11 protein-coding genes are annotated in these 15,021 nt (G+C 68.4%); 8 read left to right on the forward strand and 3 right to left on the reverse strand.

The annotated features are described in order from the left end of the window. Positions 1–166 precede the first annotated feature (166 nt). From CFB35_RS21360 to CFB35_RS21370, 3 genes are all read right to left on the reverse strand, one after another. Entirely contained in the window at positions 167–1,354 is a 1,188-nt protein-coding gene (locus tag CFB35_RS21360) for a porin (RefSeq protein ID WP_059582285.1), read from the reverse strand. A gap of 127 nt (positions 1,355–1,481) precedes the next feature. After that, positions 1,482–3,902 (reverse strand): glycoside hydrolase family 31 protein, encoded by a 2,421-nt coding sequence (locus CFB35_RS21365; protein ID WP_059582283.1) that lies wholly within the window; start codon positions 3,900–3,902, stop codon positions 1,482–1,484. Positions 3,903–3,928: 26 nt separating this feature from the next. After that, complete coding sequence (locus CFB35_RS21370) at positions 3,929–5,200, reverse strand: MFS transporter (RefSeq protein WP_059582281.1); 1,272 nt, start codon at positions 5,198–5,200, stop codon at positions 3,929–3,931. Between the two features lie 472 nt (positions 5,201–5,672). Between CFB35_RS21370 and CFB35_RS21375 the strand changes: the two genes are divergently transcribed. The 8 genes from CFB35_RS21375 to CFB35_RS21410 all read left to right on the forward strand — a co-directional run bounded on the left by CFB35_RS21375 (position 5,673) and on the right by CFB35_RS21410 (position 14,997). Next, complete coding sequence (locus CFB35_RS21375; RefSeq protein ID WP_089465544.1) at positions 5,673–6,617, forward strand: MurR/RpiR family transcriptional regulator; 945 nt, start codon at positions 5,673–5,675, stop codon at positions 6,615–6,617. Further along, complete coding sequence (locus tag CFB35_RS21380; RefSeq protein WP_059582275.1) at positions 6,614–7,606, forward strand: isoaspartyl peptidase/L-asparaginase family protein; 993 nt, start codon at positions 6,614–6,616, stop codon at positions 7,604–7,606. The genes CFB35_RS21375 and CFB35_RS21380 overlap by 4 nt, the downstream gene beginning before the upstream one ends. Positions 7,607–7,632: 26 nt before the next feature. Then, positions 7,633–9,537 carry a dipeptide ABC transporter ATP-binding protein gene (locus tag CFB35_RS21385; protein WP_089465545.1) on the forward strand — a complete coding sequence of 635 codons (1,905 nt, stop codon included), beginning with the start codon at positions 7,633–7,635 and terminating at the stop codon, positions 9,535–9,537. 102 nt (positions 9,538–9,639) lie between these two features. Then, the gene (gsiB, locus tag CFB35_RS21390) at positions 9,640–11,202 is read left to right on the forward strand and encodes a glutathione ABC transporter substrate-binding protein GsiB (RefSeq protein ID WP_059582269.1); all 1,563 of its coding nucleotides are present in this window, start codon (positions 9,640–9,642) and stop codon (positions 11,200–11,202) included. Between the two features lie 67 nt (positions 11,203–11,269). Then, positions 11,270–12,190, forward strand: coding sequence for a glutathione ABC transporter permease GsiC (gsiC, locus tag CFB35_RS21395; RefSeq protein ID WP_059582267.1), 921 nt, complete (start codon positions 11,270–11,272; stop codon positions 12,188–12,190). A 7-nt stretch (positions 12,191–12,197) separates the two neighbouring features. Beyond that, a complete protein-coding gene (gsiD, locus tag CFB35_RS21400) occupies positions 12,198–13,091 on the forward strand; it encodes a glutathione ABC transporter permease GsiD (protein ID WP_059582264.1) in 894 nt (297 codons plus the stop codon). After that, entirely contained in the window at positions 13,091–14,173 is a 1,083-nt protein-coding gene (locus CFB35_RS21405; protein ID WP_059582261.1) for a P1 family peptidase, read from the forward strand. Before gsiD ends, CFB35_RS21405 begins: the two co-directional genes overlap by 1 nt. Continuing rightward, positions 14,170–14,997 (forward strand): M55 family metallopeptidase, encoded by an 828-nt coding sequence (locus CFB35_RS21410; RefSeq protein WP_059582258.1) that lies wholly within the window; start codon positions 14,170–14,172, stop codon positions 14,995–14,997. Before CFB35_RS21405 ends, CFB35_RS21410 begins: the two co-directional genes overlap by 4 nt. Positions 14,998–15,021: the final 24 nt, after the last annotated feature.

Here is a 15,021-nt window from a genome sequence, read left to right on the forward strand (position 1 = left end):
ATTGTAAGGTATCGGGGCGATCGGGAAAACCGGCGCGCTGCGCCGGCCGGGCTGGTGGCGGGACGGGGAAACGTCGTGGAGAACGTCTATGGGGCGCCCGGACGGCGCATGCAGGGTGCGCATCGTCCGGGGCGTGGAGAGCGTGCCGAGGGGCCGCCCGTCGGGTTCAGAACGTGACGGCGATCCCCGCCATGCCGACGAACTGGCCGCGCGTCGTCGACGGCGTGAGCTGCTGCGAATCGCCGACGATCGGCGCCGCGTCGACGATGTGCCCGGCGCCTTGTGCGCCGAGCGTCTGCCCGCTCGAATGCGTGTACGCCTGCAGCGCGTAGAGCGTCGTGCGTTTCGACAGGCTGTACGACTCCTTCAGCGAGTACTGTTGATAGCGGGCCGCGCTCGCGACGCCGTTCGCCTTCGATGCGAGCGTGTACGCGAATGCGCCGGCCACCGAGAACGTCGGCGTGAAGCGGTACGCGGCGAGCGCGCCGTAGGTGTTGAACACGGCCGTGTCGGTGAAGGCCGAGCCGTTGCCGGGCAGGTACTTCACGTTCGAATAGTTGAGCCCCATCGTCAGGTCGCCGAGCGTGTAGTTGCCGGCCGCCGCGACCTGTTCGACGGCCTTCGCGGTCAGATAACCCTGGTTCAGCACGGATACCGCGAAGCTGCCCGACGCCGCGGTGGCCGGATTCTGGAAGCCTGCGGACGAACCCGAGCTGTTGATCCGCAGGTAGCCGGCCGCGATCCCGATCGGCCCGTTCGCGTAGCGCAGCGCGGCGCTGAACGTGTTGCCCTTGCCGGTCGCGCCGGCGATGCCGCCGAATGCGTACATCGCGCTCGCGGTGAGTCCGGCGAAGGTCGGCGACGTATAGGTGACCGAGTTGTTCACGCGGATCGTCGTGTCGAGGCCGTCGATGTCGCCGGGATGCGCGCCGGTGGCGCCGGTCAGCCAACTGCTCGACGCGTACGGGCCGACGAACAGGAAGTACGGCGTGTACTGGCGGCCGGCCGTGATCGTGCCGTAGCGAACGTTGCGCAGGCCGACGAAGGCCTGGCGGTTGAAGATCGTGCCGGCGGCGGCCTGTGCGCCCGTATTCAGGTTGAAGCCGGCCTGCAGGTCGAAGATCGCGTGCGTGCCGCCGCCGAGATCCTCGTCGCCGCGCAGCCCGAACTTCGACGCATACAGGTTGCCGTCGCGCATATAGACGTTCGAGTGTCCCTGCTGGTTGTTCACGTACGCGATCGAATCGTCGACCACGCCGTACAGCGTCACGCTGCTCTGCGCATGGGCGGCGGTCGTGCCGAGCGACGCGGCCGATAAAATGAGGATTGCATAACGGTTGACGGGTGCTGTCATTGTCGATCTCCGGGTCTCTTCATCTTTTCAAGGGGGCGGGAGGTTGAATGCCTCCTCTGTGGCAGGCGGCGGGCCGCGCGAACGGCCCGTCTGATCGGGTTGGCTTCGGCCTCAGCGATTCAGCGGTTCAGTGATCGAACGCGACGACGAGGCGGCGCCATGCACCGTCCCGCGTATCCTGCTCGACGCGCGCACCGCGCACGGCCACCGGGCCTTGCAGCGACGCGGGCAACAGGATCTCGACACGGTCGGCCGGGCGCGCCGGGCGGCCGTCCCAGCGGACCGACACGCCGAGCGCGCCGGACGCCTCGCGGCCGGTCTCGATGCGCCACAGTCCGTATTCGCCGTCGCGCCACGCTTCCGTTTCGCCGTCGTCCTCGACGCATTCGCCGTACGCGACGCCGTCCTCGATCCGTGGCGCGACGAGGAAGCCGCGCGTGTCGGCGCGCGCACCGAAGTGCTGTTCGGCGACGTTCAGCGGCAGCACGCGGCCTTCGCGCAGCAGCATCACCGGCGTGTCGAGCGGCGCGGGCAGCGTCACGCTCGCGCCGCCGTCGAACGATTGCGCGCTCGCGCAGCACGTCCAGCGTGCGCCCGACGGCAGATACACCGTGCGCTCGGACTGGCCGGCATCGACGACCGGCGCGACCAGCAGTGCGTCGCCGAGCATCATGTCGTCGCACGCGTCGTAGCAGCGCACGTCGCCCGGGAAGTCGGCGAAGGTCGGCCGCAGTACGGGCTCGTAGCGCGTCGTCGACAGCCACAGCAGGTGATAGAGGTAGGGCAGCAGCCGGTAGCGCTGCTTGATCAGCGACGCGATCTGCGCGGTGATCTCCGGGTACATCCACGGTTCGTTGACGGTGCCGTCGTCGTTCCACGAATGAATGCTGAAGCGCGGCATGAAGATGCCGAACTGCACCCAGCGCAGCAGCAACTCCGGCGACGGCGCGGGGCCGGAGAAGCCGCCGATGTCGTGGCCGATGTTCGATACGCCCGACAGCGCGAGCCCGAGGCCCATCTTCAGGTTGTAGCGCAGCGTTTCCCACGACGTGTAGTTGTCGCCGGACCACGTCTGCACGTAGCGCTGCATGCCTGCGCCGCCGGAGCGCGACACGAGGAACGGCCGCCGCGCCGGCGCATGCGCGCGCTGCGCGTCGCGCGACGCGCGCATCATCAGCATCGTCTGCAGAACCTTCGCCTCGCGCGCCGGAAACGGCTGGCCGAAGCCGTGCGCGATCGCGTCGGGCGACCAGATCTCGTATTCGTTGTTGTCGTTCCAGGTCGACTCGATCCCGTATTCCAGCAGCGCCGACGTGACTTGCTCGCGCCACCAGCGGTAGGCGTCCGGCTGCGTGAAGTCGACGTACGCGCCGACCTCGTCCCAGAACTGCACCCACGCGGGCTCGCCGGAGGCCGAGCGGATCAGCAGGCCGCGCTTCGCGGCGTCGTCGAAGGCCGGATGGTCGCGCAGCAGGCACGGCTTGATGTTCGCGCACAGGCGGATGCCGTGGTCGCGATAGTGCTGCACGAAACCCTTCGCGTCGGGAAACTTGTCGCGGTTCCAGTTGAACACGTAGCGCTTCGCGCCGATCGACGTATAGCCCGACGACAGGTGGAACGAATCGCACAGGATGTCGTGCGCGTCGCACTGCTCGACGAACTGGTTCATCTGCTGCTGCGCGTCCGGCGCATCGGTGTAGCTCATCGTCGAGCCCGAATAGCCGAGCCCCCATTTCGGCGTGCGCGCCGGACGCCCGGTCAGCCACGTGAAACGCCGCGCGGCCGCGAGCGGCGTATCGGGCGACGCGATGAAGTAGTAGTCGAGATCGCCGTGCTCGGCGACGAAGTAGCGATAGAGCCCGTGGTAGTTGTCGAGTTCGCGGCCCATGTCGAACGTGCAGTCCGACAGCGTGTCGTAGAACAGCCCGAACCCCTGGCGCGCATCGGGCGACCACGTGATGTAGAACGGGATGTGCTTGTAAAGCGGGTCGGTGTGCTTCGCGCTGTAGCCCATCGCGTCGATGTTGCGCATCTCGAAGCGCGCGCCCGTGCGGTCGAGTTCGCCCGCGCGTTCGCCGAGGCCGAATACCTTGTCGCTCCGCTCGCGGGCGACGTAGTGATAAGCACGATCGTCCCACCAGCCGAAGTTGTACGCCTGCGTCGCGCGGTCGGCGAGCACGATGCGCCATGCGCCGTCCGCGCCGCGCATCGACCACGTGCATTGGCCGCCTTGCCGGCGCACCGCGAGCCGGATCTGCGCGGTTTCGATCCGCACGCCGTCGTCGTCTTCGGCGAAGTCGTAGTGGGGCAGCGCGAAGCCGCTCAGGTCGAGCCGGTCGCGCCCGTCGAGCGGCACGTCGTCGAGGCCGGGCGCGATGGTCCACGTGCGCGGGGTGCGCGCCGTCGCGTTGGGCAGCACGCGCAAGCGCACGATGTCGTCCTCGAGCACGAAGATTTCGAGGGTGGCGCCCGTATCGGACGCGAGCAGCACGCGGTTCGCGTGGTGGCTGGCGACGCGGAACACGGGCGGATGAAGGAGCGAAGTCATAAGGCGATTCCTGGTGAAAACGGAGCTCAGGCGTGCTGCGCGAGCAGGCGTTCCTGCTTCGACTGGCCGCGGATCAGCACCGCGAGCAGCGTGACGCCGATGATGTCGAACAGGCCGAGGCACGCGAACAGCGGCGCATAGCCGATCTTGTCCGCGAGCGCGCCGACCAGCAGCGAGAAGCCGAGGCCGCCGATCCACGCGGCCATCCCGGCGAAGCCGCTGGCGGTGCCGACCTCCTCGGAATCGAACACGTCGGCCGACAGCGTGTTGACGAGCGCGGAGATCATCTGGTGCGCGAAGCCGCCGACGCAGAACAGCGCAATCGCGGTGTACGGCGACGACACGAGCCCAATCATCGCCGGCCCGAGCATCAGCACCGCGCCGAGCGCGACGCCGGCGACGCGCGACCACACGAGCGGCAGCTTGAAGCGGTTCGCGAGGTAGGGCGACAGGTAGCCGCCGGCGATGCCGCCGAGGTCGGCCGCGAGAAACGGCATCCACGCGAACACCGCGATCTGCGTGAGCGGCATGTGGCGCTCGGTCGCGAGATACAGCGGAATCCAGAAGCTGAAAGTCTGCCATGCGGGTTCCGCGAAGAAGCGCGGCAGCGCGATCGCCCAGAAGCGCCGGGCGGTGACGACGTCGCGGACGCGGCGCCTGGACACGGGCGGCATCGTGGCCTGGCCGTCGCGGATCAGCGTGCGTTCCCGCGCCGTGATGCGCGGATGGTCGGCCGGCGACCGGTACTGCGTGTACCAGAGCGCGGCCCAGATGAAGCCGAGCGCGCCGGTGACCATGAACGCGGCCTGCCAGCCGAACCGCATCGAGATGAACACGACGAGCGGCGGCGCGATCGCGGCGCCGAGCGACGTGCCCGCGTTGAAGTAGCCCACCGCGACGGATTTCTCGCGGTCGGGAAACCATTCGGCGACGGCCTTCATCCCCGACGGAATCGCGGCCGCCTCGAACAGGCCCAGAAAGCCGCGCAGGATGCCGAGCGACAGCCAACCGGACGCGAAGCCGTGCGCGACGCCGACCACCGACCACAGCATCGCGAACAGCGCGAAGCCGAGCCGCAGCCCGATCAGGTCGACGATGAACCCGCATACCGGCTGCATGATCGTGTAGCCGATCTGGAACGCGCCGACGATGTACGAGTACTGCTGCGTCGAGATCGCGAACACCTGCTTGAGCTCGGGCGCGAGCACCGCGAGGGAATTCCGTGCGAGGTAGTTGAGAATCGTGCCGAGACACACGAGCACGATGATCCACCAGCGCAACGCCTTGACTGTCTTCACTGCTGTCTCCTGTCAGGCAGGGCGGGCGCGCGGCGCCTGCCCGGTCCATGAGGGCCATCCGTCGGGATGGCTTGTTTCATTTTCGTTCGTACGATGTCCGATCTTGCTCCGCGCCGGTTTGTGCCGGTTTATATCGAATTCACGGTGTTCGAGCGAACATTTGGTCGTCATCACACTGCAATGTTATCTGACGACTGATCATTTTCGAACATCCTATGTTCGAATGCGAATCCGGTCAACGTGAATCTGCATTCGAACGAACTTGCTTGGGGTTTTCCCGATGACGGTGCGCCCGACACCGGGGTCGCGACGGAAGGGCGTCGTCCGTCGAAGGCCCGTGCGGCGCGGGCGGGCGACTTCGCGGACGTCTGACGAAGGTGCGCGGGGGTGACAACCCTGATGAAAATTTATTTTTTTCCGGCCATCAGATTGTGTAAATTCATTTTCATCGAACCTTGCAACAACCCTTCGCATGACGCCTCTCGTTCCGCCCGATGTCAGTTACGACGAACCTGCGATCGCCGAGCGGATCGCGTCGGCGATGCCGTTGATGACGCCGATTCACCGGCGCATGGGCGAATTCGTGCTGGCGAACCCGTTTCGCGCGGCGACGATGCGGATCGACGAGCTCGCGCAGGCCGTGCATGCGTCGATCGCGACCGCGAACCGCTTCGCGAAGGCGCTCGGTTTCGACGGCTATCCGGCGATGCGCGCGGCGCTCGTGCGCGGCTTCGAGGCCACGCTCGGGCCGGTCGAGCGGCTGCGTTCGGCGCAGGAGCAGGAGCCCGGCGTACGCGGCGCGGTCTGGATCGATGCGGTGTTCGACCAGGCTGTCGCCAACATCGAGAACACGCGCGCGCAACTGGATGCGGCCGACGTCGAGGCGGCGGTCGAGGCGATCGTCGGCGCGCGGCGCGTGCTGATTCTCGGCGCCGGGTCGAGCGCGTTTCTGACCGGATTGATGGAGCACGGACTGTCCGTGTGCCATGACAGCGTGCAGTCGCTCGCGCTGCTCGGCGGGCCATCGCATGCGGCGCGACGTCTGTACACCGCCGATTCGCGCGATCTCGTGATCGCGCTCGCGTTTCCGCGCTACGTGAAGGACACGATCGAGCTGGCCCGTCGTGCGGCCGCGCGCGGCGCGCGCGTGCTCGGCATCTCCGACGGCCCGCAATCGCCGCTCGCGCCGATCGCGTCGCTGAACCTGTACGTCAAGGCCGAGCGGCGCTTCGCGGCCACGTCGGAGGCCGCGGTGCTGACGATGATCGAGGCGCTGATCGACGCGGTCGCGCTGCGCACGCACCGGTCCGCGAAATCCGCCGCCGAGATGACCGAATTCCTGCTGCCGTGGCTCGTGCAGCCGCAAGCGGCGCTGCCGGCCGCCAACCCTTCTTCCCCCCGTCCGAAAAAATCATGACTTCACCCGCGATCGTCGCGATTCACGGCGGCGCAGGCACGATCCTGCGCGAAGCGATGGATACCGACGCCGAACGTCGGTACCGCGCCGAACTCACCGCGATCCTGCAGGCCGCGCAACAGGTGCTGGCCGATGGCGGCAGCGCGCTCGACGCCGTCACCGTCGCGGTGCGGATGCTCGAGGATTGCCCGCTGTTCAACGCCGGGCGCGGCGCCGTGTATACGGCTGAAGGCAAGCACGAACTCGACGCGGCGGTCATGGACGGCGCGACGCTCGGCGCCGGCGCGATCTGCTGCGCGACCCGCGTGCGCAATCCGGTACTCGCCGCGCGGCGCGTGATGGAGGCGAGCGAACACGTGCTGTTCGCCGGCGCGGGCGCCGACGCATTCGCGGCCGCGCAGGGGCTCGAGCTCGTGGAACCCGACTACTTCGATACCGAAGCGCGGCATGCGCAGTGGGTCAAGGCGCGCGCGGCGGCCGGCGCGATGCTCGATCACGATGCGGCGACGTTCGTGTTCGGCCAGTCGCAGCCGCAACCCGCCGAACCGCTCGATCCGGACCGCAAGCACGGCACGGTCGGCGCGGTCGCGTGCGACGTGCATGGCCATATCGCGGCGGCGACGTCGACGGGCGGCATCACGAACAAGCAGCCGGGGCGCGTCGGCGATTCGCCGATCATCGGCGCCGGCTGCTATGCGGACGACGCGACCTGCGCGGTCTCGTCGACGGGCACCGGCGAGATGTTCATCCGGCTCGCGACGGCCCACGACGTCGCCGCGCAGATCGCATATCGCGGCGCGTCGCTCGCCGACGCCGCGCACGACGTCGTGATGAACAAGCTGCCGCGCCTGGCGGGCCGCGGCGGAATCATCGCGGTCGACGCGCACGGCAACGTCGCGATGCCGTTCAACACCGAAGGGATGTACCGCGGCTACGCGCGCGTCGGGGAAGCGCCGGTCGTCGGCATCTACCGCGACGACGCGGCCTGAAACCGGATCGCACGAGGAGATACGCGATGACTTCGAGCCGTAACCCGTCGGCCCTGGCGCTGCCCGAGCAGCGCGTGGTGGCCGTCGATGACCTGTCGGTCACGTTCCGCCGCGAAAGCGCGACGTTCGACGCGGTGCGCAACGTGTCGTTTTACGTCGATCGCGGCGAGACGCTCGCGATCGTCGGCGAATCGGGCTCCGGCAAGTCGGTCACGTCGCTCGCGCTGATGCGGCTCGTCGAGCACGGCGGCGGCGAGATCACGAGCGGACGGATCGCGTTCCGGCGCCGTGGCGGCGCGCTGGTCGATCTCGCGCAGGCGAGCGCCGCGACGATGCGCGGCATCCGCGGCGCGGACATCGCGATGATCTTCCAGGAGCCGATGACGTCACTGAACCCGGTGTTTACGGTCGGCGACCAGATCAGCGAGGCGATCGCGCTGCACCAGTCGAAGAGCGCGGCCGAAGCCCGCGCGGAAGCGCTGCGGCTGCTCGATCTCGTGCGCATCCCGGAAGCGCGCCGCGTGTTCGCGCGCTATCCGCACCAACTGTCGGGCGGGATGCGGCAGCGCGTGATGATCGCGATGGCGCTGTCGTGCCGGCCCGCGCTGCTGATCGCCGACGAGCCGACGACCGCGCTCGACGTGACGATCCAGGCGCAGATCCTGCAACTGATCCGTGGGCTGCAGGACGAAATGAACATGGGCGTGATCTTCATCACGCACGACATGGGCGTGGTGGCTGAAGTGGCCGACCGCGTGCTCGTGATGTATCGCGGCGAGAAGGTCGAGGAGGGCGAGTCGGACCGCATCTTCGCGACGCCCGCGCATCGCTACACGCGGGCGCTGCTCGCGGCCGTGCCGCGGCTCGGCTCGATGCAGGGCACCGACGCGCCGGAGAAATTCCCGCTGCTGAAGGTGGACGGCACGAGCGCGACGGCCGCGGCCCCGACCGCGGCGTCCGCCGCGAACGACGCGCAGCCGCTCGTCGATCACGCCGCGCCGCCGATCCTGCGCGTGCGCGATCTCGTCACGCGCTTTCCGGTGAAGAGCGGCGTGTTCGGCCGCGTGTCGCAGTACGTGCATGCGGTGGAGCGCGTGAGCTTCGAGCTGCGCGCGGGCGAGACGCTCGCGCTCGTCGGCGAATCGGGCTGCGGCAAGTCGACCACCGGCCGCTCGCTGTTGCGCCTCGTCGAATCGCAGAGCGGCTCGATCGAATTCGACGGACGCGACATCAGCGCAATGAAGGGGCATGACCTGCAGGCGCTGCGGCGGAACATCCAGTTCATCTTCCAGGACCCGTTCGCGTCGCTGAACCCGCGCCTGACCGTCGGCTTCTCGATCATGGAGCCGCTGCTCGTGCACGGCGTCGCGAGCGGCCGTGAAGCGCAGGCGCGCGTCGACTGGCTGCTCGACAAGGTCGGCCTGCCGCCGGAAGCCGCGCGCCGCTATCCGCACGAATTCTCGGGCGGCCAGCGCCAGCGGATCGCGATCGCGCGCGCGCTCGCGCTGAACCCGAAGGTCGTGATCGCCGACGAGTCGGTGTCGGCGCTCGACGTGTCGGTGCAGGCGCAGATCGTCAACCTGATGCTCGACCTGCAGCGCGAACTCGGCGTCGCGTACCTGTTCATCTCGCACGACATGGCGGTGGTCGAGCGCATCAGCCATCGCGTCGCGGTGATGTATCTCGGCCAGATCGTCGAGATCGGCCCGCGCCGCGCGGTGTTCGAGGCGCCGCAGCACCCGTACACGAAGAAGCTGATGAGCGCCGTGCCGGTCGCCGACCCCGCGCGCCGGCATGCGCCGCGCCAGCTCGCGGCCGACGAGATTCCGAGCCCGATCCGCGCGGTCGGCGACGAGCCGCTCGTCGCGCCGCTCGTCGCGGTCGGCCCCGATCATTATGTCGCGACGCATCGCGTCGGCGGCGCGTATTGAGTAGTGGAGTCGTGCGTTGCGATGACGGCGCACGAACCGGCAGGCAGTCGAAACCGAAACGCCCGTGAGGCGTCACCGATTCACCGATAGGAGCCCAGCAACATGAACAAGCAGCATCCGTTTCCGATGTTTCGTCCGCGCGCATGCTTCGTCGCGCTCGCCGGCGCGTTCGCGCTGTCGGCCGCGCTGCCCGCGTTCGCGCAGCAGACCGCGGTGATGGCGGTGGATTCGACCTTCACGACGATGGACCCGTACGACGCGAACGACACGGTGTCGCAGGCCGTCGTCAAGTCGTTCTACCAGGGGCTGTTCGGCTTCGACAAGGACATGAAGCTCGTCAACGTGCTCGCGACCGGCTACGAAGCCAGCCCCGACGCGAAGACATACACGATCAAGCTGCGCTCGGGCGTGAAGTTCCACGACGGCACCGATTTCAACGCGGCGGCCGTGAAGGCGAACTTCGACCGCGTGACCGATCCCGCGAACCACCTGAAGCGCTACAACATGTTCCGCGTGATCGAGAAGACCGAGGCCGTCGATCCGACCACGGTGAAGGTCACGCTGCGCGAGCCGTTCTCGGCGTTCATCAACACGCTCGCGCACCCGTCGGCCGTGATGATTTCGCCGGCCGCGCTGAAGAAGTGGGGCCGCGACATCGCGCTGCATCCGGTCGGCACCGGCCCGTTCGAGTTCGTCGAGTGGAAGCAGACCGACGACCTGAAGGTGAAGAAGTTCGCCGGCTACTGGAAGAAGGGCTACCCGAAGATCGACGCGATCGACTGGAAGCCGGTGGTCGACAACAACACGCGCGCGGCGCTGATGAAGACGGGCGAAGCCGATTTCGCGTTCCGCATTCCGTTCGAGCAGGCGGCCGACCTGAAGAGCAACCCGAAGGTCGACGTCGTAGAGCGGCCGTCGATCGTGCAGCGCTACGTGTCGCTGAACATGCTGCAAAAGCCGTTCGACAACCCGAAGGTGCGCCAGGCGCTGAACTACGCGGTGAACAAGGAAGCGCTCGCGAAGGTAGCGTTCTCCGGTTTCGCGACGCCGTCGACCGGCGTGGTGCCGCAGGGCGTCGATTACGCGACGAAGCTCGGGCCCTGGCCGTACGACCCGGCGAAGGCGCGGGCGCTGCTGAAGGAAGCCGGCTATCCGAACGGCTTCGAGACGACGCTGTGGTCCGCGTATAACAACTCGACGTCGCAGAAGGCGATCCAGTTCGTGCAGCAGCAGCTCGCGCAGGTCGGCGTGAAGGTGCAGGTGCAGGCGCTGGAAGCCGGCGAACGCGTCGCGAAGGTCGAGAGCGCGCCCGATCCGGCGAAGGCGCCGGTGCGGATGTACTACATCGGCTGGTCGTCGTCGACGGGCGAGGCGAACTGGGCGATCACGCCGCTGCTGGCCGGCGCGTCGGCGCCGCCGAAGCTCGTCAACACCGCGTACTACAAGAACGACTCGGTCGACGGCGATCTGACGAAGGCGCTCGAGACGGTCGACCGCACGAAGAAGGCCGAGCTGTACGCCGATGCGCAGAAGCAGATCTGGGCCGATGCGCCGTGGATCTTCCTCGTGCAGGAGAAGATCGTGTATGCGCGCAGCAAGCGGCTGCAGGGCGCATACGTGATGCCGGACGGTTCGTTCAACTTCGACGAGATCTCGGTGAAATGACGGCGGCTTGCCCGCCACGCAGCGCCGGCGGCGTAAGCCGCCGGTGCGCTGATTCGATCGGTGTCCCATGCTGAATTTTCTCGTCAAACGCCTGTTCGGCCTGCTGCCCACGCTCGCGATCGTCGCGGTGCTGGTGTTCCTGTTCGTGCATCTGCTGCCGGGCGACCCGGCGCGGCTCGCGGCCGGCCCCGAAGCCGACGAGGCGACCGTCGCGCTCGTGCGCGCCGATCTCGGGCTCGACCGGCCGCTGCCCGCGCAATTCGCGCGCTTCTTCGCGAAGATCGCGCACGGCGATTTCGGTGTGTCGACGCGCAGCAAGCGGCCGGTGTCGACCGAGATCGGCGAGCGCTTCATGCCGACGCTGCTGCTCACGCTCGTCAGCATGGTGTGGTCGACGCTGTTCGGCATGGCGATCGGCATTGCGTCGGCGGTCTGGCGCAATCGCTGGCCCGACCGACTCGGGATGACGCTCGCGGTGTCGGGCATCTCGTTTCCCGCGTTCGCGCTCGGCATGCTGCTGATGGAGATCTTCTCGGTGAAGCTCGGCTGGCTGCCGGTCGTGCCGGACGGCACGTGGAAGAGCTACGTGCTGCCGTCGCTGACGCTCGGCGCCGCGGTCGCGGCAGTGATGGCGCGCTTCACGCGCGCGTCGTTCGTCGAGGTGCTGAACGAGGATTTCGTGCGCACCGCACGCGCGAAGGGCGTGCACGAGCCGATGGTCGTGCTCAAGCACTGCCTGCGCAACGCGATGATCCCGGTCGTCACGATGATGGGGCTGCAGTTCGGCTTCCTGCTCGGCGGCTCGATCGTCGTCGAGGCCGTGTTCAACTGGCCGGGGCTCGGGCGCCTGCTGGTCGACGCGGTGACGATGCGCGACTACCCGGTGATCCAGGCGATCGTCCTGCTGTTCTCGCTGGAATTCATCCTGATCAACCTGACCGTCGACGTGCTGTACGCGGTCATCAACCCGACCATCCGGTTCAAGTGAGGCGCGCATGAACGCGACTGTCCAGCCCGCGGCGCCGGCCGCACCGACCGCGATCCGCACGCCGTGGCGCGAATTCTGGCGCAAGTTCCGCAAGCAGACCATCGCGCTCGTCGCGGGCGGCTTCGTGCTGGCGCTCGTCGTGCTCGCGTTCGTCGGCCCGCACATCGTGCCGTTCGATCCGGAAAACTATTTCGACTACGACGCGCTGAACGCGGGGCCGTCGGCCGTGCACTGGTTCGGCGTCGACTCGCTCGGCCGCGACATCTTCAGCCGGATCGTCGCGGGCACGCGGATTTCGCTGGCCGCCGGCTTCTTCTCGGTCGCGCTCGGCGCGGTGATCGGCACGTTCTTCGGGCTGCTTGCCGGCTATTACGAAGGCTGGTGGGACCGCATCACGATGCGCGTGGCCGACGTGCTGTTCGCGTTCCCGGGCATCCTGCTCGCGATCGGCGTGGTCGCGATCCTCGGCAACGGGATGATCAACGTGATCTGCGCGGTCGCGATCTTCAGCATTCCGGCGTTCGCGCGGCTCGTGCGCGGCAACACGCTGATGCTCAAGCACATGACCTACGTCGAGGCCGCGCGCAGCATCGGCGCGTCGGACTGGACGATCATCATGCGGCATATCCTGCCGGGCACCGTGTCGTCGGTCGTCGTCTATTTCACGATGCGCATCGGCACGTCGATCATCACGGCCGCGAGCCTGTCGTTCCTCGGGCTCGGCGCGCAGCCGCCGACGCCGGAGTGGGGCGCGATGCTCAACGAGGCGCGCGCGGACATGGTGACGGCGCCGCACATCGCGGTGTTCCCGAGCCTCGCGATTTTCCTCACCGTGCTCGCGTTCAACCTGCTCGGCGACGGGCTGCGCGACGCGCTCGACCCGAAGCTGGAGCGCCGTTGATGCGGGCTGCATCGATGTGGGCTGCGACGCTGCCGGCCGGGCCGCGCGGCACGATCGCCGACGTGCCGGGCGTGACCGTCGGCCATTGCACGCTCGATGCCGGCAGCGTGCAGACGGGCGTGACCGTCGTGAAGCCGCATCCGGGCGACGTGTACCGCGGCAAGGTGCCGGCCGGCGCGGCCGTGATCAACGGTTTCGGCAAGAGCGTCGGGCTCGTGCAGGTCGACGAACTCGGCACGCTCGATACGCCGATCGCGCTGACCAATACGTTCGGCGTCGGCGCGGTCGCCCATGCGCAGATTCGCGCGGCGATCGCGGTGAATCCGCGGATCGGCCGCGACTGGCCGACCGTCAATCCGCTCGTGTTCGAGTGCAACGACGGTTACCTGAACGACATCCAGGCCTTCGCGGTCACCGCCGCGCATTACGACGACGCCTGCCGCGCGGCATCGCGGGACGTCGCACGCGGCGCGGTGGGCGCCGGGCGCGGGATGTCGTGCTTCGACCTGAAAGGCGGGATCGGTTCCGCGTCGCGCGTGGCCGTCGCGGCCGGCCGGCCGTATACGGTCGGCGCGCTCGTGCTCGCGAATTTCGGCCGGCTGTCGATGCTGACACTTGGCGGTGTGCCGCTCGGGCGCATCGTCGCGCAACGGCGCGCGGCCGAAGCCGCGCACGCTGCGCCGCCCGAGCAGGGCTCGATCATCCTGCTGCTGGCCACCGATGCGCCGCTCGACGCGCGGCAACTGTCGCGGCTCGCGCGCCGCGCGGGGGCCGGACTGGCCCGTACGGGCTCGGTCTACGGGCATGGCAGCGGCGACATCGGGCTTGCCTTCTCGACCGCGTACACGATTGCGCATGACGCGTCGACGATCGCGCTGCCGGCCCTCGTCGCCGATGCGGCGCTCGATCCGCTGTTCATGGCCGCGGCCGAAAGCGTCGAGCACGCGATCGCCGACGCGTTGCTGCAGGCGGTGACGGTCACCGGACGCGACGGCCACGTGCGGCAATCGCTGCGCGACGCGGCGCCCGATCTCGACCGCTTGTTCAACGAAGATAACGCAGGGCATCCGACCCAGTCATGAAGATCCTGATCTCGACCGACATCGAGGGTGTCGCCGGTGTATTCGCCGCCGAGCAGACGCGTGCCGGCAATCCGGAATACGAACGCGCGCGCCGCTGGATGACCGCCGAGGCGAACGCGGCGATCGAAGGCGCGTTCGCCGGCGGCGCGCAGGCCGTCTGGGTCAATGACTCGCACGGCGGCTTTCGCAACCTGCTGCCCGACGGGCTCGATGCGCGGGCGCGTGTCGTGCTCGGCAAGCCGCGTACGCTCGGCATGATGACGGGCCTCGAACAGCAGCCCGATCTCGTATTCATGATCGGCTATCACGCGAAATCGCAGACGCGCGGCGTGCTCGGGCACACGATCAACAGCTTTGCATTCACGCAGGTGTGGCTGAACGGCGTCGAGCTCGGCGAAGCCGGGCTGTACGGCGCGCTGGCGCGCGAATACGGCGCGCACGTCGCGCTCGCGACCGGCGACGACGTATTCGCCGACGAAACGCAGCCGCTGTTTCCGGACGCGCGTTTCGAGACGGTCAAGACGGCCGGCGGCGCATCGAGCGGCGAGACGCTCACGCCGTCCGCGTCGTGCGCGCGCATCGCGGCCGCGGCGCGCGAAACGGTCGCGCGGGCGCTGTCGGCCGGCGTGCGCGCCGGCGCGCATCGGCCCGCGCCGGCCGCGTGCACGTTGCGCGTGCAGACCGCCGCGCTTGCCGACCTGTTCTGCGTGCTGCCGTCGCTCGAGCGCGTCGATGCGGTGACGCTGCGCTTCGACGGGCCATCGGTCGAGCACGCGGTGCGCACGCTGAACAGCCTGTCGGCGATGTCGTTCATGCTGCGCTGATGCGTGCCGCGACGATGCCGCCGG

It is taken from the genome of Burkholderia sp. AU16482 (assembly GCF_002223285.1).
In the GTDB taxonomy this organism is placed as follows: Bacteria; Pseudomonadota; Gammaproteobacteria; order Burkholderiales; family Burkholderiaceae; genus Burkholderia; species Burkholderia semiarida.